At 40.5% G+C, this 23,602-nt stretch carries 19 protein-coding genes; 13 read left to right on the top strand and 6 right to left on the bottom strand.

Annotated features, from left to right (window positions below; translation table 11 throughout):
• Positions 1–44: 44 nt before the first annotated feature.
• Positions 45–1,193: a hypothetical protein gene (locus B5D46_RS00190; RefSeq protein ID WP_078927716.1), complete on the bottom strand. Its 1,149-nt coding sequence runs from the start codon at positions 1,191–1,193 to the stop codon at positions 45–47.
• A 389-nt stretch (positions 1,194–1,582) separates the two neighbouring features.
• On the opposite strand from B5D46_RS00190, the gene B5D46_RS00185 reads away from it, so the two are divergent.
• The 4 genes from B5D46_RS00185 (at position 1,583) to B5D46_RS00170 (ending at position 5,414) form a co-directional block, all read left to right on the top strand.
• A complete protein-coding gene (locus B5D46_RS00185; RefSeq protein ID WP_078927715.1) occupies positions 1,583–2,038 on the top strand; it encodes a DUF805 domain-containing protein in 456 nt (151 codons plus the stop codon).
• Positions 2,039–2,390: 352 nt separating this feature from the next.
• Entirely contained in the window at positions 2,391–2,930 is a 540-nt protein-coding gene (gene hpt / locus B5D46_RS00180; RefSeq protein WP_078927714.1) for a hypoxanthine phosphoribosyltransferase, read from the top strand.
• A gap of 257 nt (positions 2,931–3,187) precedes the next feature.
• Positions 3,188–3,697: a flavodoxin gene (locus B5D46_RS00175; protein ID WP_078927713.1), complete on the top strand. Its 510-nt coding sequence runs from the start codon at positions 3,188–3,190 to the stop codon at positions 3,695–3,697.
• Between the two features lie 313 nt (positions 3,698–4,010).
• The gene (locus B5D46_RS00170) at positions 4,011–5,414 is read left to right on the top strand and encodes a sodium-dependent transporter (protein ID WP_078927712.1); all 1,404 of its coding nucleotides are present in this window, start codon (positions 4,011–4,013) and stop codon (positions 5,412–5,414) included.
• A gap of 104 nt (positions 5,415–5,518) precedes the next feature.
• On the opposite strand, the gene B5D46_RS00165 is transcribed toward B5D46_RS00170, so the two are convergent.
• Positions 5,519–8,569: an efflux RND transporter permease subunit gene (locus B5D46_RS00165; RefSeq protein ID WP_078927711.1), complete on the bottom strand. Its 3,051-nt coding sequence runs from the start codon at positions 8,567–8,569 to the stop codon at positions 5,519–5,521.
• Positions 8,569–9,651 carry an efflux RND transporter periplasmic adaptor subunit gene (locus B5D46_RS00160; RefSeq protein WP_078927710.1) on the bottom strand — a complete coding sequence of 361 codons (1,083 nt, stop codon included), beginning with the start codon at positions 9,649–9,651 and terminating at the stop codon, positions 8,569–8,571. The genes B5D46_RS00165 and B5D46_RS00160 overlap by 1 nt, the downstream gene beginning before the upstream one ends.
• A gap of 207 nt (positions 9,652–9,858) precedes the next feature.
• Here B5D46_RS00160 and B5D46_RS00155 point away from each other — a divergent pair, with 207 nt between their 5' ends.
• Entirely contained in the window at positions 9,859–10,434 is a 576-nt protein-coding gene (locus tag B5D46_RS00155; RefSeq protein ID WP_078927709.1) for a TetR/AcrR family transcriptional regulator, read from the top strand.
• Positions 10,435–10,490: 56 nt separating this feature from the next.
• Here B5D46_RS00155 and B5D46_RS00150 read toward each other — a convergent pair whose 3' ends face one another.
• Entirely contained in the window at positions 10,491–11,633 is a 1,143-nt protein-coding gene (locus tag B5D46_RS00150) for a sugar ABC transporter substrate-binding protein (protein WP_234973796.1), read from the bottom strand.
• A 596-nt stretch (positions 11,634–12,229) separates the two neighbouring features.
• Between B5D46_RS00150 and B5D46_RS00145 the strand changes: the two genes are divergently transcribed.
• The 8 genes from B5D46_RS00145 (at position 12,230) to B5D46_RS00110 (ending at position 21,387) form a co-directional block, all read left to right on the top strand.
• The gene (locus B5D46_RS00145) at positions 12,230–13,180 is read left to right on the top strand and encodes an ABC transporter permease (protein ID WP_078927708.1); all 951 of its coding nucleotides are present in this window, start codon (positions 12,230–12,232) and stop codon (positions 13,178–13,180) included.
• A 14-nt stretch (positions 13,181–13,194) separates the two neighbouring features.
• Positions 13,195–14,694: a sugar ABC transporter ATP-binding protein gene (locus tag B5D46_RS00140; RefSeq protein WP_078927707.1), complete on the top strand. Its 1,500-nt coding sequence runs from the start codon at positions 13,195–13,197 to the stop codon at positions 14,692–14,694.
• Positions 14,695–14,767: 73 nt separating this feature from the next.
• Entirely contained in the window at positions 14,768–15,748 is a 981-nt protein-coding gene (locus B5D46_RS00135) for an ABC transporter permease (protein ID WP_078927706.1), read from the top strand.
• A gap of 83 nt (positions 15,749–15,831) precedes the next feature.
• The gene (araA, locus tag B5D46_RS00130; RefSeq protein ID WP_078927705.1) at positions 15,832–17,277 is read left to right on the top strand and encodes an L-arabinose isomerase; all 1,446 of its coding nucleotides are present in this window, start codon (positions 15,832–15,834) and stop codon (positions 17,275–17,277) included.
• Between the two features lie 320 nt (positions 17,278–17,597).
• Positions 17,598–18,572 carry a TRAP transporter substrate-binding protein gene (locus B5D46_RS00125; RefSeq protein WP_078927704.1) on the top strand — a complete coding sequence of 325 codons (975 nt, stop codon included), beginning with the start codon at positions 17,598–17,600 and terminating at the stop codon, positions 18,570–18,572.
• Between the two features lie 59 nt (positions 18,573–18,631).
• The gene (locus B5D46_RS00120; RefSeq protein WP_078927703.1) at positions 18,632–19,126 is read left to right on the top strand and encodes a TRAP transporter small permease; all 495 of its coding nucleotides are present in this window, start codon (positions 18,632–18,634) and stop codon (positions 19,124–19,126) included.
• 18 nt (positions 19,127–19,144) lie between these two features.
• The gene (locus B5D46_RS00115; RefSeq protein WP_031491677.1) at positions 19,145–20,425 is read left to right on the top strand and encodes a TRAP transporter large permease; all 1,281 of its coding nucleotides are present in this window, start codon (positions 19,145–19,147) and stop codon (positions 20,423–20,425) included.
• Positions 20,426–20,613: 188 nt separating this feature from the next.
• Positions 20,614–21,387, top strand: coding sequence for an endonuclease (locus B5D46_RS00110; protein ID WP_078927702.1), 774 nt, complete (start codon positions 20,614–20,616; stop codon positions 21,385–21,387).
• 81 nt (positions 21,388–21,468) lie between these two features.
• Here the strand turns inward: B5D46_RS00110 and B5D46_RS00105 are convergent, their stop codons facing one another.
• Positions 21,469–22,515 (bottom strand): OmpA family protein, encoded by a 1,047-nt coding sequence (locus B5D46_RS00105; RefSeq protein ID WP_078927701.1) that lies wholly within the window; start codon positions 22,513–22,515, stop codon positions 21,469–21,471.
• Positions 22,516–23,057: 542 nt separating this feature from the next.
• Positions 23,058–23,564, bottom strand: coding sequence for a deoxycytidylate deaminase (locus tag B5D46_RS00100; RefSeq protein WP_078927700.1), 507 nt, complete (start codon positions 23,562–23,564; stop codon positions 23,058–23,060).
• Between the last annotated feature and the right edge of the window lie 38 nt (positions 23,565–23,602).

The following is a 23,602-nucleotide window of genomic DNA, read 5'->3' as shown; positions in this document are numbered from 1 at the left end:
CACGGCCACATTTTGTGGCCGTTTTTTTTTGCTTGAAGAGATTGTTACTGGTGAACCAGAATTGTCACCAGATCGTGATTGATATCATCCATCAGAGGAGCCATTGCAAATGGGCCATGTGACAGACAGTCAACCAGAAGTTCCCTGTCATTTGTATTATCAGCATTGGTAAACTTCTCTGGCAGCAGATATCCAAGCTTCTGGATATAAAGTGCACTGGTAAGATCGCACTCAGGAAGAAGAGTTCTGGTTCTTCTGATTGCCTCTGTAAGTTCGAAAGCATTCTCCTTGTTAAGACCACCGTGTCTGTCATTCATACACTCAATGATCTGATCCTTTTTGAAGGATAAGACGAAATATCTCTTTGAATTTATAGGGAAGGAATTCATCTGAATCTGATTAACAATATTTGAAGATATCAGAGCTTCTCCCCACAGACTGTCAATCATCAGAATGTAGCTGTCTGATGTTGTATCAAAAAGCTGATAGTGATCTCTGATAATAAGTGGAGCTGTAATCATTGAATTACTCTCTTCTCCAAGCAGGAAATCATCAACAATCTCTCCTGTTTCAAAAAGAGGTTCATTCTCGTTAAGAGTAAAACCGTGTTCAGTCAGACATTTTCTGAAATAGAAGTATGAGACTGAATCATTAAGACCATCAGGTGCAGTCAGCTTCTCAGGATCATTCTTACCTCTTAGAGCATTTTCAAAAAGACATCTGTCTGAGACCTTTCCTACAAGAGAGTATGTTGGAAGAATAACGGAACGGGATTCAAAATACAGACCGTCTCTAAGATTTGAATCAAGATCAAGCTGTCTTGTATGAATAAAAGCAGAGAAAAGAGCATAAGCATAACGCAGAGACTTATTGATTCTGATATTGGTTAGTCTTGTAACTCTGTGAACTGATGATGAAAACAGAAGGTAAATCTTTCTTGAATCTACTTCAATACACTCAAAATCTCTGTCTTTAAGAAGTCTTGATGCAACCCATTTATCATGAAGCTCAGGAAGGACAGCCAGAATGTAATGTCTGCCGTCAGCACTTATATAAAGCTGCCATGAATCAGACTCATCTTCAAGTTCACCGATAACAATGCCAGATGCAAGCTTATACTCAGATGTAAAAAAAGCATTACTTTCTTCATCTGAAATCATGAACTTGCTTTCATCTACAATAAAACTGCTCATATAACTATCTCTAAATTAAAAAGAACGTGAGGAAATAATAAAGAAATGGCTGTCGATTTACCATGATTAAATTCTCACGCTCTGGAAAAAAAATTACTGTTCACATACATGATCCCTGTATTTGTATAATAATTTTTACTTATTGAGAATTATTCTTGTTAAGAATTATTTTTATATTAATCACATCTATAAAAGTGCATATATACTGAATTTACTATATCTAATTTTGCGCTAATTTTCAGAGAGTAAAGTCATGGCGCAACCTAAAATGTAAAAAATTTTAATTCATCAATACATAATAATTAAAATTATTTTCAAACAGACATTTTCAGTTGCAGGCAATTACTTATGAGGTATTTAACAATCACATTGAAAGTTTGGGGAAATATATGACTTTCGTTGAATCCATCAAAACCTGCTTATTGCAGAAATGCTTTTCTATTCAGGGTAGAGCCAGTCGCTCAGAGTACTGGTGGTTTGCGCTGTTCTGCTACATAGCAAACTTTATCTTCAACTTTATTCCTTACTTAGGAATTCTGCTTTCTGTAGCACTTATGGTTCCTACATTTACAGTAGCAATCAGACGCTGTCATGATCTTGGCAGAAGCGGCTGGTTACTGCTTGGCCCAACTCTGTTCATTCTAGTTGGAGCTGTAATTATGGGAATCGGTATCGCTGCATCAAGCAGCGGAATGATGTACTTCGGCATGTTCCTTATGATTATTGGTGCAATTGGCGGTATTGCCCTTTCAATCTACTTCATCTTCCCTGGTACTCAGGGAGCTAACAAATACGGTGAAGGTCCTTACGTATTTACCGAGCAGAACGCTACAGTTCAGGCTTAATTACTCACTCCTTACATATTTAATGTGTAATTTGAGATGTTGAACTAATCCTCAGCCAGTGCTGAGGATTTTTTTAATTAGGTTAGTAAAGTAAAGTTTCATAGCCCATTTCTAATTCAATTCATGACTAACCTATCGTAATTAAAACCATATAATCCTGTGTGTTAGGTTAAAATATTGTAATTTTCATCACATTTTTCGATTTATCAGCCCAATGGTGCTATAATTAGCCCTTCAAATTTTCCGATAGTAAACCATACTATTGTGATAAGACAGAGATTTTTACAGGTACGAGAGCGATCCTCTCTGCCAGAATATAACCTACAGGAACAGCCTGTCTGGAGTTTTCATTATGATTACAATTCAGGAATTAAAGCCAGTATTTACTGCAGAGCAGATTCAGAAGAGAGTTAAAGAGCTAGGTGAGCAGATTACACGCGACTACGAAGGTCAGGACTTCATTTGCGTTGGTGTTCTAAGCGGAGCCGTTATCTTCTTCTCAGACCTGCTGAAGAATATTGATTCCACCAGAGTTTCACTTGATTTCATGCGTGTATCTTCATACGGCAGTGCAACTGAGACTTCAGGCGTTGTAAAGATTATTGAAGACGTTAAATTCAACATGGCAGGTAAGAATGTTCTTATCATTGAGGATCTGATTGATTCAGGTCTGACCATGAAGAAGGTTAAGGAAGTATTCATCGAGCGTGGAGCAAAGTCTGTTAAGTTATGTGCTCTAATCAATAAAAAAGAACGCCGTGAAGTAGATGTTACCATTGATTACTATGGATTTGAGCTGGATAAGGGCTTTATCTTAGGTTACGGTATGGACTTTGATGGCAGATACCGCAATCTTCCAGCTGTATACGAAGCTGTAATCAAAGAAGAATAATTACTTTTCAAAAAAATGGCTCTTTTTCGAAAAAAATCATGAAAAAGGGCCATTTTTTTACTTTTATATAAGAAATTATCTGTTTTTTTAATAAAAAGCCAAATCTTTAAACAGCGGATTCTCACCTCTCAGAAATCACATTTCAAAGAATTTAAACATTTTTAATCGAAAGTGATAAAGGTTAGCAAAAACTCTTTTTTATTTAATCTCTAAAAAATATAATTCACATGTTGGTTATATTTTTAAGCGGTTTATATATGAAAGAAGTAGCACTCTTTTATGGAACTTATACTGGCGTAACCGGTGAGGTTGCCCAGAAAATTGTAAATGAGCTTGGCGCTGATAAGGTTGATATCTACAATATCAGCAAAGATGGCGACAAGATGGAACAATACCAGAAACTGATTATCGGTACTTCTACATGGAGTATCGGTGAGCTTCAGGAAGACTGGAATGACTTCATGCCTAAGTTACAGAAGATGGACTTTACAGGCAAGACAGTCGCACTGTTCGGTACAGGTGATCAGGTAGGATATCCTGATACTTTCCTTGACGGTATGGGTATGCTCTATGAGACCTTCCAGTACAGAGGAGCAAACTTTATCGGATTCTGGCCTACTGTTGGCTATGACTTCACAAGCCCTCTTCCTTTATTAGATCACGACAGATTTGTTGGACTGGCAATTGATGAGGATAATCAGCCAGAACTGACTGACGAGCGAATCAAAGAATGGTGCAGTCAGATAAAACCTCTTCTAGGTTTATAGTTTTCAGAAAGGCTAACGATTATATGTTAGCCTTTTTTACATCTGTCCCAAGTATGATGCACCAGACGAGAAACCACCCTGCACTCATAACAAAACATACATGTAATTTTCTGCACCAAAATTAAGCAAATCCATATAATCGTTTTTTTTACCACTCTAAGAAACTAAAATAACTCTCAATATTTCAAAAATATTCGTTATTTGCTAAATGAAATAGCACTTTATTTTTTCTCTGATAAAACAGTATAATTTAACGCTTTGATTTATCAGACTAGATAAGTAAGTAGTATTTATTCAATTATTAGGTAAGACTATGACTTCTACAAAACGTGTAGGCTTTTCATCTAAATTAGGTGGATTGCTAGCCGCTGCCGGTTCTGCTATCGGTTTAGGTAACATCTGGCGTTTTCCTACTCAGTGTGGTGAAAACGGAGGTTCAGCCTTTTTACTAGTGTATTTCCTGATTATTATTTCTTTCGGAATTCCACTTTTAATTGCAGAATTTTCAATAGGTCGTCATTCCAGAGCTAACGTAGGTAACGCTTACAGCGTTCTTGCACCAAACTCATTCTGGAAATTCGTTGGTTTCGGTTCTGTTGCTGTTGCAACTATTATTCTGTGCTACTACAACGTGGTTGTTGGTTGGGTTCTGTATTATGCATGGGATTCTGTAACAGGAACCTTTAATGATTTAGCTGCAATTCAGGCAACAGCTGAAGCAGGCAAAGATGTGTTTACAGACCACTTTGTTGGCTTTATCTCCAATCCTTGGAAGCCAATTGTTGCACTGTTTATCGTACTTGCTATTATCCACGGCATTATTGTCTGTGGTGTACAGAAGGGTATTGAGAGATCTTCAAAGCTTTTAGTTCCAGCTCTATTCGTAATCATGGTAATGCTGGTTATCTTTGCTGCAACAATGCCTGGTGCATCAGATGCATACGCATTCCTGTTCAAGCCAGATTTTGAAGCTATCAAGAATCCAGATGTTTGGCTTGCAGCTTTAGGTCAGTGCTTCTACTCATTCTCTTTAGGTATGGGTATTGTTACTTATGCATCATACTTCAGATCAGAGGTTAACCTGACCCGTACAGCATTATCTGTAGCAGGTCTTGATACACTGGTTGCTCTAATGGCAGGTCTGATTATCTTCCCTGCAGTATTCTCAGTTGCAGGTGTTGAGCCATCAGCAGGTGCAGGTCTGGTATTTATTTCATTACCAAACGTATTCCACAGTGCACTGCACACCATGCCATTCTTCAACTGGATTATTCCTTCAGCTTTCTACCTGATTCTGCTGGTAGCTGCTATTACTTCATGTATTTTCCTACATGAGGTTGGTACCGCATTCATCGCAGAGAGAGCAAATCTTTCAAGACGTACAGCTGCTTTAGTAGTAACCATCGGTACTTTCATCATCGGTGTTGCTGCATCTCTGTCATACGGTCCATGGGATGTTAAGATATTCTTCGGAATGAACTTCTTCGACTTCCTAGACTTCTTCACAGCACAGATCATCCTTCCATTAACCGGTTTAGGTGCATCACTGTTCGTTGGCTACAGAATGCAGAGATCACAGCTAATTCAGGAACTTACCTCAAACGGTGCCTTCAAGTTCACTCTTGTTGGTCCATTCCTGATTCTGCTGAAGTATATTATTCCTCTACTGATTATCTTCATCATGATAACTCAGCTGTTCGGAATTAAGTTCGGCTAGTACAAAAAACTCCGCAGAGGTTATATCCCCTGCGGAGTTTCTCATTCTTCTATATGCCTTCCCGCTTGAAAAAGCAATCTTAAATTACATCAGAACCTGCAATCTCATCTGTTATTCTCCTTGAGATATACTTGAGCGTACATCGCAGGAAGAACCAGCAGTGTCAGGACTGTGGCAAACAGCAGACCAAACGCCATAGCAGTTGCCATTGGCCCCCACAGAGCATTTGTAGCCAGAGGAATCATCGCCAGAATTGCTGCCATAGCGGTAAGCATAATAGGTCTTAATCTGCTGATTGATGCACTGATAAGAGAATCATAGATACTCATTCCTTCTTTAATATGCTTCTCAATCTGATCCATCAGAATTACAGAATTTCTGATAATAATTCCAAACAGAGCCAACAGACCTAATATAACAACGAACCCAACAGGTCTTCCTGTTATACCAAGGCCAATTGTCACTCCTATGATTCCCAGAGGAGCTGTAAGCAGAGTGATCATTACTTTCTTGATACTCTGCAGCTCCAGCATCAGAATTACGAGAATTGAAATTGCCATAACAGGCGCAGGAGCAAGGAATGAGGCTGTATTCTTCTGGCTATCCTCAAGACCTCCATCAAGCTCGATGCTGTATCCCCTAGGCAGACTCTTTCTGAATTCCTTGATATCACTGTAGATCTGAGCAGTTACATCATCACCGCTAAGACCATCTCTTACCTCCGCGCAGATTTTTACGGCAGGAAGTCTATCTCTTCTAAGGATATTAGCCTCTTCTACTCCCGCTTCAAGATTTGCAACAGAAGAAAGACTCAGTTTCTTTCCGTCTGGAAGCTCGATCGGCATATCAGATATAGTCTGATAGATATCTGCATTCACAGCCTTTAATCTAAAGATAATTGGTATGGTTACATCCCTGTCCTGAATTGAACTGATTATCTCTCCTGAGGTTAGAAGCTTTATCTGCTGGGCAAGAGAGCCTGATGTAAGTCCGAGCTGCTTTAATTTCAGATTCTGAGTCTTAGTATCCAGGCTTATCATCTCCTCTCCACCCTTCTTTCTGATGTTAAGAAGGCTGTCATATGAATACATTATTTTCTCGAGATCTGACGTTATTGTTCTGACCTTGTTAAGATCTGGCCCCTGAACTCTGAATGTAACGGCATACTCTGTAGGAGAGCCTGTAACAATAAGCAGAGTGTGACCGATAACCTCTGGGAAACGGTCGCGGATTAGAGCCTTTACTTCCTTTTCAAGACTTGCTCTCTCCTCTATTCCCTTTGCAACCATAATGAATTCAGCCATATTTGGTTTTGCATTGGCAGGAGAGAAAGTAAGCACAAATCTTGGATTTCCCTCTCCTACTGTATAGGAGTAATACTCAAGATTCTCGCTGTTGCTGATTTCCTTTGCAAAACGTGCCGCAACTTCCTCACTGTTCTGATAGGAAGCACCTGCAGGAAGCTCCATTCTTAAAACCAGTTCAGGATGAGAGGATGCAGGGAAGAACTCAGTACGAAGCTGAGTAAAGCCAAATGCGCATAGTACAAAAAGGACAGACACTGAAATCAGAACAGAAATTCTATTTTCAATACAAAAGATCAGAAGTTTTCTATACTCTGCCCTGAAACGCTTAATGAAACCGGATAGACGACTTTCCTTCCTTTTAGATACATCAGAAATCAGATGATAAGCAAAAAGAGGAGTAGCCAGACCTGCAACAAACCAGGAGACAATCAGTGCAATACTTATGACGTAGAAAAGAGTGCAGCAGAATTCAGATGCTGAACCTTCAGCAAGTGCCACAGGAATAAAGCCTGCACAGGTAATAAGGGTTCCTGTAAGCATTGGAATTGCAGTTTCGCTGAAGGCAACCACAGCAGCTTCTACCTTTCCCAGACCTTCCTGCAGTTTTACGATAATCATTTCAATTACAATCATCGCATCATCAACGAGAAGCCCCAGACCAATGATAAGACCGCCTAAAGAAACACTCTGCAGATCAATCCCCATGTAATACATGATGGAAAAGGTAATGGCAAGCACCAGAGGAATGCACATGGCAACAACAAGTCCGGCGTGAGTTCCCAGACTGAAGATACTTACACCGAAAATAATGATCAAAGCCTCAACAAGACAGCGAACAAAGCTGAAAATTGCGCTATCAACGTTCTTTGCCTGATCTGCAACCTTGTGCAGTTCCATTCCGGCAGGTAAAGAGGCACTACACTCTTTTACGACCTTATTAAGCTCATCTCCAAAATCAATGATATTCTCACCGGATACCATTGATACGGCTATACCGATGGCAGGTTCTCCGTTATAGAAAAATGATTTTTCACCTGTCTCAACGTAAGTGTTTCTGATATTGAGAATATCGGATAATCTTATGACCCTTCCGTTTTTATTTATAGGAAGCAGGGAAAGTTCTTTTTCTGATTTAAAGTTGTTATTCAGCCTTAAAGGAATCATATCCTTCTGACCAGAGATGATGCCTGAATCTGTTACGGTATTTTCACTCTGAATCAGTTTTTTGATATCAGATACGCTGACATCTGATTTCATCATTACATAAGGATCTGCATCTGCATATATACACTGGGTTCTGTCTCCTATCAGCATTACCTTTTTGGTCTGTTTGAGATTTAGAACAGCAGCCTTTATTTTCTCCGCCTCATTTTTCATATCGCGCATGGTATAACCGTCATCTGCGGTTAAGGCGTAAATCATTCCGTAAACATCATCAAAGTGATCATTTACCTGAGGAGTTGCCGCACCTGAAGGCAGATTTGGAGTTTCAGAGATAACCAGATTGCGTGCGTCAGTCCAGAGTCGACGAATATCCTGCTTGTTTACAGAATCCTTAAGATTAACATAGATAATGCTCTGACCAGGCATAGAATAGCTTTCTATATGATCAAGCTTTTCAAGATCCTGAAGCCTTTTTTCAAGAACATCTGTAACCTGTTCCTCAACCTGTTTTGCGGTTGCTCCCTGCCACTGTGTATAGATAACCATCTGCCTGATGGTATAGTCTGGATCTTCCATTCTGCCTAAAGAAAGGTAGGAAAATACACCTGAAACCATAAGAAGAGCAGAAAAAAAATAGATCAGAGCCTTATGAGAAAGACTCCATTGTGCAAGATTAAAGCGCATTACATAATCTCCACAATCTGACCGTCGTGAAGTCTGTTGGCTCCGGCTGTGATAATAACATCTCCCTGATTCAGACCAGATTTAATTTCAACCTTATCTTCCTTAAGACTACCCAGAGAGACCTTTTTGAATATGGCTTTATTGTTTTCAATGGTATAGACACCGCTTTCACCATTGATTGCGGTAACTGCAGAGCGAGGGATAAAGTTTGAAATACTGCCGGCATCTGCATCCAATAACACTCTGACGGTCATACCAAGTTTTAAGGCACCGTTATCCTCAAATGATGCCTTTACCTTGAAGGTATGTGTTCTGTCATCTGCAATAGGAGAGATTTCGAAGATTGAGCCATCAATCTCATCAGAACTGTAATTTGAACTGATTTTTACTGGTGAACCTATCTTAAGTGTTGAGACTGTCTGCTCAGGAACATTGAACTGAGCCTGAAGATTTGAACTGACTGCAAGGGTAAGTACAGTTGTACCTGTATTTACAACCTGTCCCGGATCTGCATAGGTCTGAATAATAATACCGTCTCTGTCTGCCTTTAATTCAGCGTAATTAAGCTGATTTCGGCATTCCTCATAGTTGGCATTTGCCTGTTCTAAAGCTGATAGAGCAGATTTATACTCGTGCTGACACTGATCATATGATAAACGACTTACAGCACCTGCACTTAGAAGTTTTTTATATCTATCAAGATTCTTTCTGGCAAGATCCAGCGCTGATCTCGCATTCTTTACCTTGGCATCTGCATTGCGGATACTCTGTTCAAGATCCTTCTTATCAAGAGTTAAAAGAACCTGACCTTTACTTACGCGATCTCCAACTTCAACAAGACGCTCCTGAATCTTTCCTCCCACCTGAAAAGAAAGCGGAGTTTCAAATTTACTGTGAATTTCACCAGCATAAATCAGAGATGATGACATCATATCAGAAGACATTGTCATAGCCTTTACTCTTATAGGCAAAGCTTCAGTTTGAGTCTGCTCTCTGCTGATTCCCAGATTGAAAATCGCAAAAACCGCAAAAAGCACGGTAACTGCAATTCCAATGAGGTAATGCTTACGTGTTAAATTCATCAGAAATCCCTTAGTAAATTTGCCAGTTTATAAAACAAAATTAGTCTTAAAATCAGGTAGATAAATTACAGTAGTATGATATTAAACACCTGTTCATTAAAAGTATATAAACTATAGGTAAATCTTCAATGATAGGTAAGGCTGATCTGTAAGATAATAAACACTTAATGTACAACTGTTCATTAAAATTTAATAAAGCAGTGCACTATGACATATGGACAAATGACTATGAAGGAAGATCTGAGGTTCAAAAAGACCGAACTGGCAATCAGAGAAAGCTTTTTTCATCTGATTGAGCATAAAAAATCCAATGAAATCACAGTTGCAGAAATCTCAAGACATGCGCTTTTAGGTAGAGGCACCTTCTACCAGCACTACAGAAGTATTGAAGATCTGGTAATGGCTATTGAGGATGAAGCCATTGCCCACATGGCAAAAATATATGACCAGAATGCACAGCAGAAAAAAATCGAGAATGTAAGCTGTCTTATTGTCTATATGATTGATTACTTTGAAAAAAACAAGAAACAGATTCTACTTTTAATAAGAAATTCAAACGGTGAGTTTACAGCACGTGCCGTTGATATCTTTCTGAAAAAATATATAAGCTGCGATTACTCTCATTCAGATGAAAAGGAGCTCAAACAGGATATTATCGAGGGAACCTTTGCAATCTGCGGTTTTATCGGAGTTATCAATAAATGGATGAGTGGAGAGTTTGACTTTGAGAAAAAAGAACTCATAGAACTTCTAAACAACGTTCTTTTCAAGATTTACAATTAAAAAACTCCGGCTTTTGAGGGCCGGAGCATTACGTTATTTAAAATGAGTTTTGGATATTACTTAGCTGAACGAGCTGCTGCGTCCTGGATAGATAGTTTAGCAGCAGTTGCCTTTAAGCCTTCCATGTCTAGCTTAGACATTTCAACGAACTCTTCAGCAGTGTATGGTAACTTCTCAACGAAGTACTTCTCGTACTCAGCGTAGTCATCTGGTGATGATACGTATAGGTATGGGAAGTTAACATCTTCAAACTTACCCTCGAAGTCCTTGTAGTTGCCCTTGATTGCGTTGTAGGTCATCATGAAGGCAAATAGAGGATCGCAGTAGTGACCGCCTGACTGACCAGCCATTGAGCCGTTCTTTAATCTCTCACCTAAATCAGGTAGGAAGTCGGTTGAAACGATCTGGATCTTACCGGTCTTGCCTGCACGCTCAACAGCAGCAATAGCACCCTGTAATGGGTCACCGCCACCACCAGCTGGGATTAGAGCGTCTAGCTTAGGATTTGCAGCCATTAAAGCTTCAGCAGCCTTTGAACCACCTTCTGAAGTTGTACCTGCATACTGTGGATCTGATAGAACAGCCTTATCGTTTGGATGATCCTTGTTCCACTTCTCAACGCCAGCCTTATAACCTGCCCAACGGCCTAACCAGGTTGCATCACCCTGCTCCCAGCCAATCAGACCAATGTTACGGCAGCCCTTATCTAATAGTATACCTACTAACTTCTCACCGTTATCAGGCTCGTTCTCGTGAACTGCACCGATGTAGTATGGTGATTTCTCTGCCATCTTGTAGATAGCTGGGCTTGCATCCTTAGAAATAATACGGAAGAACTGAGTTAGATAAACTTCATTGTCATTTGCGGTCTTGATTGCAGATGTCATTTCAGTATCTGAAGAGTTACAGATAATGATACCCTGACAGCCAGCAGCTGCTAACTGTTCTACAGAAGCAGTAACCTTCTCTGATACGTGAGCCTGGTCGATGTACTGAACCTGAACACCTAGTGCAGAAGCAGCAGCATCAAGAACTTTCTTACAGCATGAACCTAGAACATCAGTTGATGACCAGATTGAAACACCGATTTTGATGTCCTTATTCTCAATTGCACTTGCAGTGGTGCTGAAAGATGCAATTGTAGTAGCAACAGCTGCGCAAGCAATTGCTTTTGCAAATTTTTTCATAGTAAATTTCATATACTTATCCTTCAATGTTTGATTGGCAACGTAATATTGGTTGCAGGTAATGGCGAGTTACCCCGCTCAATACATGTGTAAATAATACTAAGTTTTTTGTCGTAAACGTGTGCGGAGATCACAAATTTAGAAAAGTATTTTTGCACATAATTCAGATAAAAACATAAATACCTTATCTTTCAATTAGTTACAAAATTTCTTAAAGTTTACTTTTGTATATCCTGTGACAAATAAATAATTCTTGACAGAACAAAATGTAAATAGTTTTAGTTTTTTCATAAAATTGCGTATTTACAATGAAACCAATTCACAAATGCTATACGGACGCAGATAGAACAAGCATTTCTAATGCTTTGTAAGATATATGATTTTTAATTGTTTATGTGATTTGATTCAAAAAAACAACCAAATTTAATTAAATTTTGTGCATATTCATATATTATCGTAACCGTTTACGAGATTTTAAATCGAATTTCGTTTACACTGAAACTAACAGAAATGCACAAATGTGCATGGATACAACAAAAGGCTTCTGCCTCAACTAAAAACAAACCCATGTCAGGTTTTACCTCACATGCAAAAAAGGAATCAACATCATGACTGGAATAAAAAATCTCTCCGGTGCAACTAAAGGTTACATAGTTTTAGTAGCGCTGGTATTTCTATCCTGGGCTATATTCAAAGTTTTAACTCCAGATAATTTCGGATCACCAGACAATCTACTTAACTACTTTCAGGCAAGTTTAATTGCAACAGTTGGCGCAATTGGATTCTATTTCGTGATGGACATGGGTCTGTTCGACTTTTCTATCGGTGCCAACATCATCCTGTCAGCAGTTGTCGGTTGTCAGCTGGCTACTCACTTCCAGATGGGTTACACAGGTCTGATTGCCGGCGCAATCGCAACAGGTGCTTTAGTTGGCCTGGTAAACGGTGTTCTATATGTTAAGCTCCGTATTCCATCAATGATTGTTACTGCAGGTCTTGCTCTGATTTACGAGTCAATTGCTAACTATATGGCTGGCGGCGTAGTTCAGACTCTACCTTCATCACTACGTGCATTCGGTTCTATGCCAGGTAACATTATTCTTGCTGTTGTTACCTTTATCATTGCATACGGTGTTCTAAACTACACCAAGTTCGGTACCTATACCTACGCAATCGGTTCTGACGAGTTCGTAGCAAAGAACATGGGTATCAACGTTGATAAGTTCAAGGTTTATGCATTCATCCTTTCAGGTGCATTCTTCGGTGCTATGGCTGTTCTAACCATCAGCTACGGTTCATCAATGGTTGCTGCAACCGGCATGTCATCAATGGCACGTAACTTCGTACCAACAATGGGATGCTTCTTCGGTTTGGCATTCATGAAATACGGAATTCCTCTTCAGGCAATTATCCTGGGTGAGTTCATTGTTAACATCATCTTCTTCGGCTTCATTTCTCTTGGTGCTCCTACAGCAATTCAGGACGTTATCACAGGTCTAGCTCTGCTGGTAATCATCACACTGACCACCAAGGTATCTAAGGGCGAAATCGTTAAGTAATAAGGATAAGAAAAATGAGCGAAGTTAGATTACAAGTAAGAAACATTACCAAACATTTCGGTATCAACAGAGCACTTAACAACGTATCTTTTGATATCAACAAGGGCGAAGTTCACGCACTTATCGGTGAAAACGGTTCTGGTAAGTCAACCATGACCAACATGTTAACCGGTATCTACCCAATGGAAAGCGGTACCTTTACTCTGGACGGTGAGGATATCCATCCAAAGAATCAGGTAGATGCAAACAACAGAGGCGTTTCAATCATCGTTCAGGAATTAGGAACACTATCAGGTCTAACCGTTGCTGAGAACATCTTTTTAGGTCATGAGGAAAGATTCATCACCTACGGTTTCAGAAACACTCCTGCAATGAATGCTGAGGCTAACCGCCTGTTAAAGGAATACGGATTTGATTTCATCAAGGCTGACGATCTTGTAGACAACTACAACTTCGAAGAGAGAAAGCTGATTGAAATCGTAAAGGCTACCTACTTCAATCCAAAGATTGTAGTTATCGATGAGACCACTACTGCTCTGTCTCAGGAAGGTCGTGAAGAGCTTTACAAGCACATGAACCGCATCCGTGAACAGGGAAATACAGTTATCTTCATTTCTCACGATTTACCAGAAATTCTGGCTAAGTCAGATACCATCACCATTCTTCGTGACGGTGAATACATCGATACAGTAAAGAGTAAGGATGTAACCGAGGATGATCTGAAGAAACTGATGGTAGGCCGTGAGGTTACCGGTGACTACTACCGTTCTGACTACGGTGAGAAGGTAAGCGATGAGGTTGTGTTATCAGTTAAGAATGTAACCGTTCCAGGTCTGATTTCAAACGTAAGTTTTGATCTTCATAAAGGTGAGATTCTTGGATTCGGTGGTCTGTCAGAGTCTGGCATGCATGAAATCGGAAAGGCAATTTTCGGTGCAAGCTTTGACAGAGAAGGTTCTGTAGTACTTGCTGACGGCACTCAGATTAACGATATTCCAACAGCAATTTCTCACTCTATCGCATATACATCTAAGGATAGAGATAACGAGTCTGTTGTTTTAAATCAGAGTATCCGTGACAACATTGCAATGCCTTCACTGGATGAATTATCAAATAATGCCGGTATTCTTAACTGGGGCAAGATTAAAAAGTTTGCAATCGATTATGCAAAGGAAATGTCTGTAAAGATGGTAAATACCGATCAGTTTGTATCTGAGCTGTCCGGCGGTAACAAGCAGAAGGTTGTTCTGGCTCGCTGGATTGGTAAAGGTTCAGACATCGTGGTACTCGATTCACCTACCCGTGGTATCGATATCAAGGTAAAGCAGGATATTTACCAGCTGATGGACCGCATGAGAAAACAGGGTAAGTCAATCATCATGATTTCTGAGGAGCTGATGGAGCTTATTGGAATGTGCGACCGCATCATTATTATGAAGGACGGTGCATTAAAGGGTGAGCTTCCACGTTCTCGTGAACTGAATGAAAACAGCCTGATCTCAATGATGGTTTAACGGAGAAATATAAGAAATGACAGACATTGCAACAAACAATACGAACTTAGATATTGGTTTAAGGAGCCAGACCATGTCAGACACACTAGGAAACAAAGATCAGAATAACAACAAGAAAGATCTGGAACAGAAAAAACTTCGCAGAATGAGAATGATTCGCTCATTACTGCCAATCGTTGGACTTGTTTTAGTATTCTTCCTGTTCAACTTCCTGACCGACGGAAAGATGATGCATAAGCTACCACTGGCTATGTCTCAGGTATACGTAATCATGATTGCTTCAATGGGCGTGTTCTTCATCATGACCATGGGCGGTCTGGACTTCTCTCAGGGTTCTATTCTGGGTCTGTCCGCAATTGTGGTCTGCTCACTGTCTCAGTACAGTGTTCCACTTGCAATCATCGGCGGTATTCTGACCGGTGCAGCAATAGGTGCAATCAACGGATACTTCTACGTTAACCGTAAAATCAAATCCTTCATTGTAACAATCTGTACCATGTTCCTGTTCAGAGGCTTAATCAAATATCTGACTACAGAAGCTCCAGTTGCAGGTTCATTCGAACTGATTGAGCTAGACAGCACCGCTCTTAAGGTTGGCTGTACAGCAGCAGTTGTTGCAGTAGGTTTCGTATTCTTCTGCTTCACCAAGTTCGGTACCTATCTGAAGGCTATCGGTGCAGGTGAAAAGGCAGCAAAATTCTCAGGTATCCGTACCGACAGAATCAAGTTCCTGGTATACGTTCTATCAGGTGCAATCACCGGTTTCGCTGCATTCATTCTTTCAATCAAGAATGGTTCAGTAACTTCATCAGGTGGTAACCAGTTAGAGACTCAGATCCTTATCGCTCTGGTTTTAGGTGGTATGCCAATTTCTGGTGGTGCTATGGCAAGATTCGGTAACTTCATTGTTGGTTCACTACTGTTCGTAGTTCTGAACTCAGGCCTGAACATGATTGGCTTCAGCATCCCAATGATGCAGTTAATCGAAGGTATCGTATTCTTAATCTTCGTAGCAATCTTTGCTGACAGAAAAGCAATTCACGTTATCAAGTAGCAGTTCCCCCGCAAATATTTGCGGGGTGTTTTTTGAAACAATAAAAATTTTTAATCAAATTCATTTAAGGATAAACATCAATTATGGCTAAGTTATATTTCGTTGTTGGTTCACAGGACCTATACGGTGATGAATGCTTAAAACAGGTTGCAGCAGATGCAGCTAGAATGACAGAGTTCTTCAACAAGAAGCTTCAGGGCGTTAAGGTTGAACTACTTCCAACAGTTGTTAATTCAGAGACCTGTATTGCAGACATGAGAAAGGTAAGCACTGATGATGACTGTATCGGTGTTATGACCTGGATGCACACCTTCTCACCTGCTAAGATGTGGATTAAGGGTTTACAGGAGCTTCGCAAGCCTCTGATTCACCTTCACACTCAGGCAAATGAGAAGCTTCCATACGACGAAATCGACATGGATTTCATGAATCTGAACCAGGCAGCTCACGGTGACCGTGAGTACGGCTTCATTCTCGCACGTCTGCGTATCCCTCACCAGGTTGTTGCAGGCTACTACGAGCATCAGGACGTTATCGACAGAATTTCAAGATTCGTTGACGTTGCACGTGCAATCAACTTCTCAAGACATCTTAAGGTTGCTTCATTTGGTAACAACATGCGTGAAGTTGCTGTTACCGACGGTGATCGTGTTGAGTCTCAGATCCGTTACGGCTGGGAGTGCAACTACTTCGCTCTAGGTGATTTAGTTCAGGAAATCAATGCTGTTTCAGAAGCCGAAATTGATACCAAGATGAACGAGTACACCTCAAAGTACACCATGAAGACCAGCAATATCGAAGCTGTTCGTGAACAGGCTCGCTATGAGGTTGGTCTGGAGAAGTTCCTGTCTGCAAGAAAGCTAGGCGCATTTGCCGACACCTTCCAGGATCTGCACGGTCTAAAACAGCTGCCTGGTATTGCAGCTCAGAATCTGATGGGCAAGGGCATCGGCTTTGGTCCAGAGGGTGACTACAAGATCTCTGCACTATCAGCAGTTCTTATGAACATGGCAGAAGGCCGCAAGGGTGCAACCGGCTTCATCGAGGATTACACCTACGATCTGACCGAGGGTAAAGAGCTTGAGCTTGCTTCTCACATGCTTGAGGTTCCAGTAACCTTCGCAGCTACCAAGCCAGAGATTGATGTTCTTCCTCTAGGTATCGGCGGCAAGGCTGATCCTGCTCGTCTGATCTTTGACGGTGTTGAGGGTGATGGTATTCAGGTTACCCTTGTTGATATGGGCACTCACTTCAGAATCATCTGTGCTGATATCGAGCTTGTAAAGCAGCCTAAGCCAATGCCAAAACTACCTGTAGCAAGAATCATGTACCGTCACAAGCCAAACTTCCGTATTGGTACTGCTGGCTGGTGCTATGCAGGTGGTGCTCACCACAGCGTTGTATCTACAGCTCTGACCCGTGAGGATATTGCTCTGTTCGCTAAATTAACCGGCACTGAGTTAATCTGCATCGGAGAGGATACTACAGAAGCAGATCTTGAGAAGATGGCTACTGAGTATTACAAGTAATTTCAGTTAATTAGTTTCAAGTCTTTATGATTTTTGCCTGCAGTCCATGGCTCACGGCTGCAGGCTTTTTTTTTCTCCAAAAACCTTACGACCTTAAAGTGACCAACTTCAAAATAAATCTTTTTTAAATAAAGCAATTGTGAAGAACGTATCAGTTGTTATACGTAAATACTGATGTTTCTTGACTATTCACCGCCTAAATTTTAATTTTGACAACGGATGTATGTTTTATTAGACGGGCCTTAGGACGTTTTTTAAACATATCTGAAACTTTCTTTATAAGGTTTTTATTACGTTTAAACAGATATATAGGAGCTCATATGAAGTTTCGTTTAGTTGCAACCTGCATTGCTGCATGTATGTTTACCCTAAATGCTGCCAATGCCGCTTCAGTTACTCTTAAACTTGGCCATATTGCAGAACCAACCAACCCATACGGTATGGGTGCAGACCATTTTGCAGAACTTGTTAAGGACTATTCAAAGGGAGATATTGAAGTTCAGGTATTCCCATCATCACAGCTAGGAAACCAGCGTGACCTTGTTGAGGGCTTAACCCTTGGCACTGTTGAAATGACCCTGACTGGTACCGCAGTATTAGGAAACTTTGCTCCAGAAGTTTCAGTATTCGATCTTCCATTCCTATTCAGAGACACCGATCATGCATATAAGGCACTTGATACCATAGGTATGGATCTGTGCAAGAAATATGTTGAGCCAAAAGGCATGATTACCCTTGCAATGTGGGAAAACGGTATTCGTCACATGACCAACAACAAGCGCCCAATCAGAACTCCTAAAGACATGGAAGGTCTGAAGGTTCGTGTTATGGAGCAGCCTGTATATATCGAACTTATGAAGGCTTTAAAGGCAAGCCCAACCCCAATGGCAATGAGTGAGCTTTATACAGCACTTCAGAAGGGTGTTATCGACGGTCAGGAAAACCCATTAAGCCAGATTGCTACCAAGCACTTCTACGAAGTTCAGAAGTACGTTTCTCTAACAGCTCACACCTATGCTCCTGAAGTAGTTCTAATCAGTAAGTTCGCATGGGATGGCTTAAATGACAGCCAGAAGGAAATCATTACCAAGGCTGCTTTAGAGACCAAGGACTGGCAGCGTCAGTTATGCCGTGATTTAGAGGACAAGTTTGCAAAGACCATTGTTGAAGGTGGTGCAGAGATCAACGACGATGTTGATAAGCAGGCATTCATCGATGCAACCAAGAGCGTCTGGGAACTTTACTCTAAGAAATACGGTAACGAAACAATCGACGCAATCGTAAACGTAAAATAAAAACCTAATTCCTCGCCTTCGGGCGAGGATTTTTTCAAACAGAATTCAAGGATGATTTTATGCTAGCTTTATTTCAGGCATTAGAGAAATTCCTAAAGCTTCTGGTTACATTCGCAAACGGACTGATGCTGGTTCTGGTTTTTATTCAGGTTATTACCAGATATGTATTCAGCTGGACTCCTGCATGGGGCGAGGAACTTGCCCGTTATCTATTCGTTTGGGTTGTTTTCCTTTCAATGCCTCTTGTAGCAAGCTACGGCGGACATATGTGCATTGAAACCTTAACCAGTCGCGTTAAGGGAGCAACACTTAAGTTCTTAAATATTGTCGCCGACATATTCTCAATTATTTTCCTAGGGATCATGGTGTACTACGGTTGCATCATGGTTGCAAGAACCAGCTTCCAGACCTCACCAGCAATGCAGCTCCCTATGTCATATGTATATGTTGTAATTCCATTTGGCTGTGCAGTGATGCTTATTTATGTAATCATCAATTTAATCAAGACTCTGCAGACTCCTGCCTCAGAGATTAAGCCAAAGGGCAGTGAATAATAAGGAGCTTAGGTAGATATGGTTCTTTTAATCGTTTTAGTATCCTTTGCAGTCATTCTGGTAACCGGCGCCTCAATCGGTGTTGGTCTGGGACTGGCATCTGCAGCAGGATTATTCTTCGGCGAACATATGCCTCCGCTTCTGGTTATCGTACAGCGTATGTTCACATCTGTAGACTCCTTCTCATTCATGGCAGTGCCTTTCTTCATGCTGGCAGGTGCTTTCATGTCTGATGGCGGTGTTACCAAACGTATCGTTGATTTCTCTATGTCTCTGGTAGGCTCTCTATCAGGTGGTCTGGCACTTGTGGTTTCAGTTGCAGGTATGTTCTTCGCTGCTCTGTCAGGTTCTTCTGCAGCAACAACCGCAGCTATCGGTGCATCAATGATCGATGAAATGGAACGTCGTGGCTATCCTCGAGCCTTCGCGGCAGCTGTGGTAGCGGCTGGTGGAACGGTAGGCATTATTATTCCACCATCAATCACCATGGTTGTTTACGGCTCCATTGCAAACGTATCCGTTGCAGATCTGTTCATGGCAGGTTTTGCTCCTGGTATCTTAATGGGTATCACCATGTGTATCGTTTCCTGGTTTATTTCCAAGAAAAACGGATACAGCGGAGAAGGTTCATTTTCAATTATCAAGGTAGCTAAATCATTCAAGGAATGTTTCTGGGCACTGATGATGCCTGTTATCATCCTGGGTGGTATCTATCTTGGTCTGTTCACTCCAACAGAGGCTGCAGCTGTTGCTGCTGTATACGGTGCATTTGTAGGACTGTTCATTTACAAGGAGTTAAAGTGGAAGGATCTTCCTAAGACTCTATTAAATGCAGCTTATAACACTACAATGATTATGTTCGTTGTAGGTGCCGCAAACCTGTTCGGATGGATTCTAACCAATGCTCATGTGCCTCACATGCTGGCAGAGTTCTTTGCAAGCGTAACTGACAACAAGTTCGTATTCCTGATGATGATTAACGTTCTGTTACTGATTATCGGTACTCTTGTTAACGCATCTGCTGCAGTGGTTATTCTTACCCCAATTCTGCTGCCTGTAGCTGTAGGCATGGGAATCGATCCAATGTTCTTCGGTGTACTGATGGTTGTTAACCTGGCTATCGGCTGCGTAACTCCACCTGTTGGACTGGATCTGTTCGTTGTGTCATCAATTACAGGTATTTCAGTGGACAAGGTAACCGCAAAGATCCTGCCTTACCTGGCAATGTTCATTGTCGATTTACTCGTTCTGACATATTTCCCATCAATCATCACCTTCGTCCCAGAAATGATGCATTAAGGGAAATTCTCCTCATATCCTGCACAGATGTGCAGGATTTTTTTTATATTCCCTTCCCCATCGCAGATTCTACCTTGTTCAGAAATATAAATTCCAACATGTTACAAATACTAGAGTTTTTCTAAGAAAATACATCTATACTGCACCGATAGCAAAATCATTTTGCTTCTGATGATTTGGATGGTTCAATGAAAAAACTTATTACAGCTTTAATGTCCTGTGTTCTAATCTCCTCCATACAGGCTTATGCCGAGGAGCGACCTGCTGATTTTAGAGAAGCGAAAAAGCAGATGGTCAGAATCTTCAGCAAACTCAATAAACCTGAAACTCTTTACTGTGGATGCAGAATTACCTTTCCCAAAAGCGGTGGTTATAAGCCAGATCTTGAAAGCTGCGGATATCAGATAGCAAATGACTATGAGCGAGGCAACAGAATTGAAGCCGAGCATATCGTTCCAGTATGGGAATTTGCCCATAAGATGAACTGCTGGACTAAGGTAGAGAAAGGTCAGGGGCGTAACAACTGCGAAGAAACGGATGAGAGATTCAAGCTTATTGAATCAGATCTGCATAACCTTTACCCTGCAATTGGTGAAGTTAACAAGGATCGCAGCAGTTATTCGTTTGTTGAAAAAATCAGAAATCCAGACAATCCTGATGGATACGGCAGCTGCAGGATGTTTTTTAACAGAAGCAGTTATCAGGCTCAGCCTACAGAGCGCTCTAAAGGTATTATCGCAAGAGCATATCTTTACATGAATAAACGTTATAACCTGCCTTTAGATTCAGAGCACATGAGGCTTTACAGATCATGGAATCATACCTATAAGCCTACTGATGATGAATGCAAGCGTAATTACATGATCAAAAAGATTCAGGGGAACGACAATCCTTTTGTAACAGAGCAGTGTGAACTAAGGATCCGCCATCCTCACTCGGTTACAGGAAAAGTCTCAGAGTAAAAAAAAGACTTAACCGGAGTTAAGTCAAAAAAACATCCGCAACAAGAAATGATGCGGATGATGAACTTCAATCAGTGTTGATTATTTAGATGTTTTGCCTGTTACAACAACTTCAACTCTTCTGTCTGCAGCAAGACAGTCAATTAAAGGCTTACGTGACTTGATATTTGCACACTTGTCACCAGTTACAGGATTTGCTTTACCCTTTCCCTGTGCAACCTTGGTGGTGATTCCCTGATTTGCAAACTCAGCAGAAACTGATTCAGCACGATTCTGGGATAGTTTTTCATTATATGCATCTGAGCCCATACGGTCGGTGTAGCCGTAAACCTCGAACTCAGGCTCCTCAAACTGCTCTGATGACTTGATGATGGTTGAAACTGCTTCCTTACCCTCGTCAGACAGAACTGAGCTGTCGAATGGGAACAGAATACCAGCATCTAAAGTATGAATCATCTTCTCAGATTTCTTTTCAGCTCTCTTTGCTACAGGAACATTGTGCTTCTCATCCTGAATAGTGTACTGGAATGATAAGTACAGAAGGCCCTGATCAATACGGGTATTTCTGTCATCATCAGGATGGAAGGTACGATCAGCAGCTCTGTAGAAATAATCATAACCACCACGGATGCTGAACTTTGGTGTAAATGCATACTGGACACCAACACCGGCTACGCCACCCCATACACTGTGGGTCTCATGATTGAATGAATGCCAGTTATAGGTAGGACCAATCTTGAAGAAAACATCTGAGCCCTTATCATCGATTGGCTTTGCAAAGCGAGAATAAAGCTCAACGATATTGTAATGGTCCTCCATACGGAATCTGCAGTTTTCGCAGGTGAAAACAATCTTCTGATCCTTAATGTAGTTATAACCTAAACCAATACCGAACCAGTCTTTAAAATTTCTTTCAGCATAAGACTTGATACCGTAGCCATCATTCTGAATTGAAGTGGTGTAGGTGTATTCACCGAATTTGTATTTTGTACCTATTTTATGATCATAGGCATGAGCCCAGCCACCGCCAAGACCAAAAGTCCAGCTGTCCTGTAGAGCTGCGCTTACGTTAGTTGAAAGAACAAGAACACCAATAGAAAGAATCGAACAAAGTAAATTTTTTAACATAGTACACACATACCCGTCTTTTTTTAAATTTTTTTTTAAGTATTTTTTTATAAAACGCGTTTTAAAAGCCGGATTATCCTAGCACTTTATTTTACAAATATTAAATCCCCGTCACATTTTACATTTGACTTTTCACTACTTTTATACATTATTTCTTGCAAAATAAATTCACATTTTTTTTTAAGTTACTGAAACAATATTTTTTTGAATAAAAATTTTTTGCTTTTTTTTGTCAAAAAAAAATTAATAAAAAATTTCAGATTAACTTTTTGATTTGTATATTAAATTATACTATTGCACAAAAAAATAGCTCTTTTTCGATAATGATATAAATGTCATTTTCTAAGGTTTTATGCAATAAAACCACTGCATTTTTTTACAAAGATTTATATGACGGATTTCACATTATCAAAATATCAAACAACAATCTGAAAATTATAGAATACAGATGACGCGTTACTGACAAAATCTGACAATTTTGTCAGTAACTAATAAAGAATGGAAAATCTGATCAGAAAATAGAATCTGTTAAAAACTGATTTTTAACACTGTCTTGTGATTGAGCCATCACTCTCGTTGAAGTAATAGCATTCAACTTTTGCCTCAGAGAACATGGTCTTGGTATAGTGCCAGCTCTCCTGCCAGCGCTCATTGATGTTGGTATCAATATAAACTCTGGCAATACCTGCCTGAATGATTGCCTTGGCGCACTCATGACAGACCGGAAGATTGTGAACATACAGGGTTGCACCATCTACGGATGAACCGTTATAAAGCGCATTTAGAATAGCGTTCATTTCGGCATGTACAACAAGTTTGTATTTTATTTCTCTCTGATTGTATCTCTCATCGGAATCATCAACACCTCGAGGGAAACCGTTATACCCCTGGGAAATAATCTGGCCTTTATCACCAACGATAATTGCACCGATTTTTGATGAAGGATCCTTTGACCATGAGCTTACCTGCTCTGCAATTTTAAAATAACGTCGAATCCACTTAAGACTGACAGGATGCTGTTCGTCCTTTGACTCTTTTTCTTCCTGCATTTTGCACTCCTTATAAATACCTCAAGAGAGAATACTAG

The organism is Succinivibrio dextrinosolvens DSM 3072, assembly GCF_900167015.1.
Lineage (GTDB): Bacteria > Pseudomonadota > Gammaproteobacteria > Enterobacterales > Succinivibrionaceae > Succinivibrio > Succinivibrio dextrinosolvens.
Note: the sequence above shows the minus strand (reverse complement) of the source record. Positions and strands in the feature narration are given on the sequence as shown.

Coding starts and splice junctions, on each gene's coding strand:
- B5D46_RS00190 (WP_078927716.1), bottom strand. CDS start 1,193: ATGAGCAGTTTTATTGTAGATGAAAGCAAGTTCATGATTTCAGATGAA.
- B5D46_RS00185 (WP_078927715.1), top strand. CDS start 1,583: ATGACTTTCGTTGAATCCATCAAAACCTGCTTATTGCAGAAATGCTTT.
- hpt (WP_078927714.1), top strand. CDS start 2,391: ATGATTACAATTCAGGAATTAAAGCCAGTATTTACTGCAGAGCAGATT.
- B5D46_RS00175 (WP_078927713.1), top strand. CDS start 3,188: ATGAAAGAAGTAGCACTCTTTTATGGAACTTATACTGGCGTAACCGGT.
- B5D46_RS00170 (WP_078927712.1), top strand. CDS start 4,011: ATGACTTCTACAAAACGTGTAGGCTTTTCATCTAAATTAGGTGGATTG.
- B5D46_RS00165 (WP_078927711.1), bottom strand. CDS start 8,569: ATGCGCTTTAATCTTGCACAATGGAGTCTTTCTCATAAGGCTCTGATC.
- B5D46_RS00160 (WP_078927710.1), bottom strand. CDS start 9,651: ATGAATTTAACACGTAAGCATTACCTCATTGGAATTGCAGTTACCGTG.
- B5D46_RS00155 (WP_078927709.1), top strand. CDS start 9,859: ATGACATATGGACAAATGACTATGAAGGAAGATCTGAGGTTCAAAAAG.
- B5D46_RS00150 (WP_234973796.1), bottom strand. CDS start 11,633: ATGAAATTTACTATGAAAAAATTTGCAAAAGCAATTGCTTGCGCAGCT.
- B5D46_RS00145 (WP_078927708.1), top strand. CDS start 12,230: ATGACTGGAATAAAAAATCTCTCCGGTGCAACTAAAGGTTACATAGTT.
- B5D46_RS00140 (WP_078927707.1), top strand. CDS start 13,195: ATGAGCGAAGTTAGATTACAAGTAAGAAACATTACCAAACATTTCGGT.
- B5D46_RS00135 (WP_078927706.1), top strand. CDS start 14,768: ATGTCAGACACACTAGGAAACAAAGATCAGAATAACAACAAGAAAGAT.
- araA (WP_078927705.1), top strand. CDS start 15,832: ATGGCTAAGTTATATTTCGTTGTTGGTTCACAGGACCTATACGGTGAT.
- B5D46_RS00125 (WP_078927704.1), top strand. CDS start 17,598: ATGAAGTTTCGTTTAGTTGCAACCTGCATTGCTGCATGTATGTTTACC.
- B5D46_RS00120 (WP_078927703.1), top strand. CDS start 18,632: ATGCTAGCTTTATTTCAGGCATTAGAGAAATTCCTAAAGCTTCTGGTT.
- B5D46_RS00115 (WP_031491677.1), top strand. CDS start 19,145: ATGGTTCTTTTAATCGTTTTAGTATCCTTTGCAGTCATTCTGGTAACC.
- B5D46_RS00110 (WP_078927702.1), top strand. CDS start 20,614: ATGAAAAAACTTATTACAGCTTTAATGTCCTGTGTTCTAATCTCCTCC.
- B5D46_RS00105 (WP_078927701.1), bottom strand. CDS start 22,515: ATGTTAAAAAATTTACTTTGTTCGATTCTTTCTATTGGTGTTCTTGTT.
- B5D46_RS00100 (WP_078927700.1), bottom strand. CDS start 23,564: ATGCAGGAAGAAAAAGAGTCAAAGGACGAACAGCATCCTGTCAGTCTT.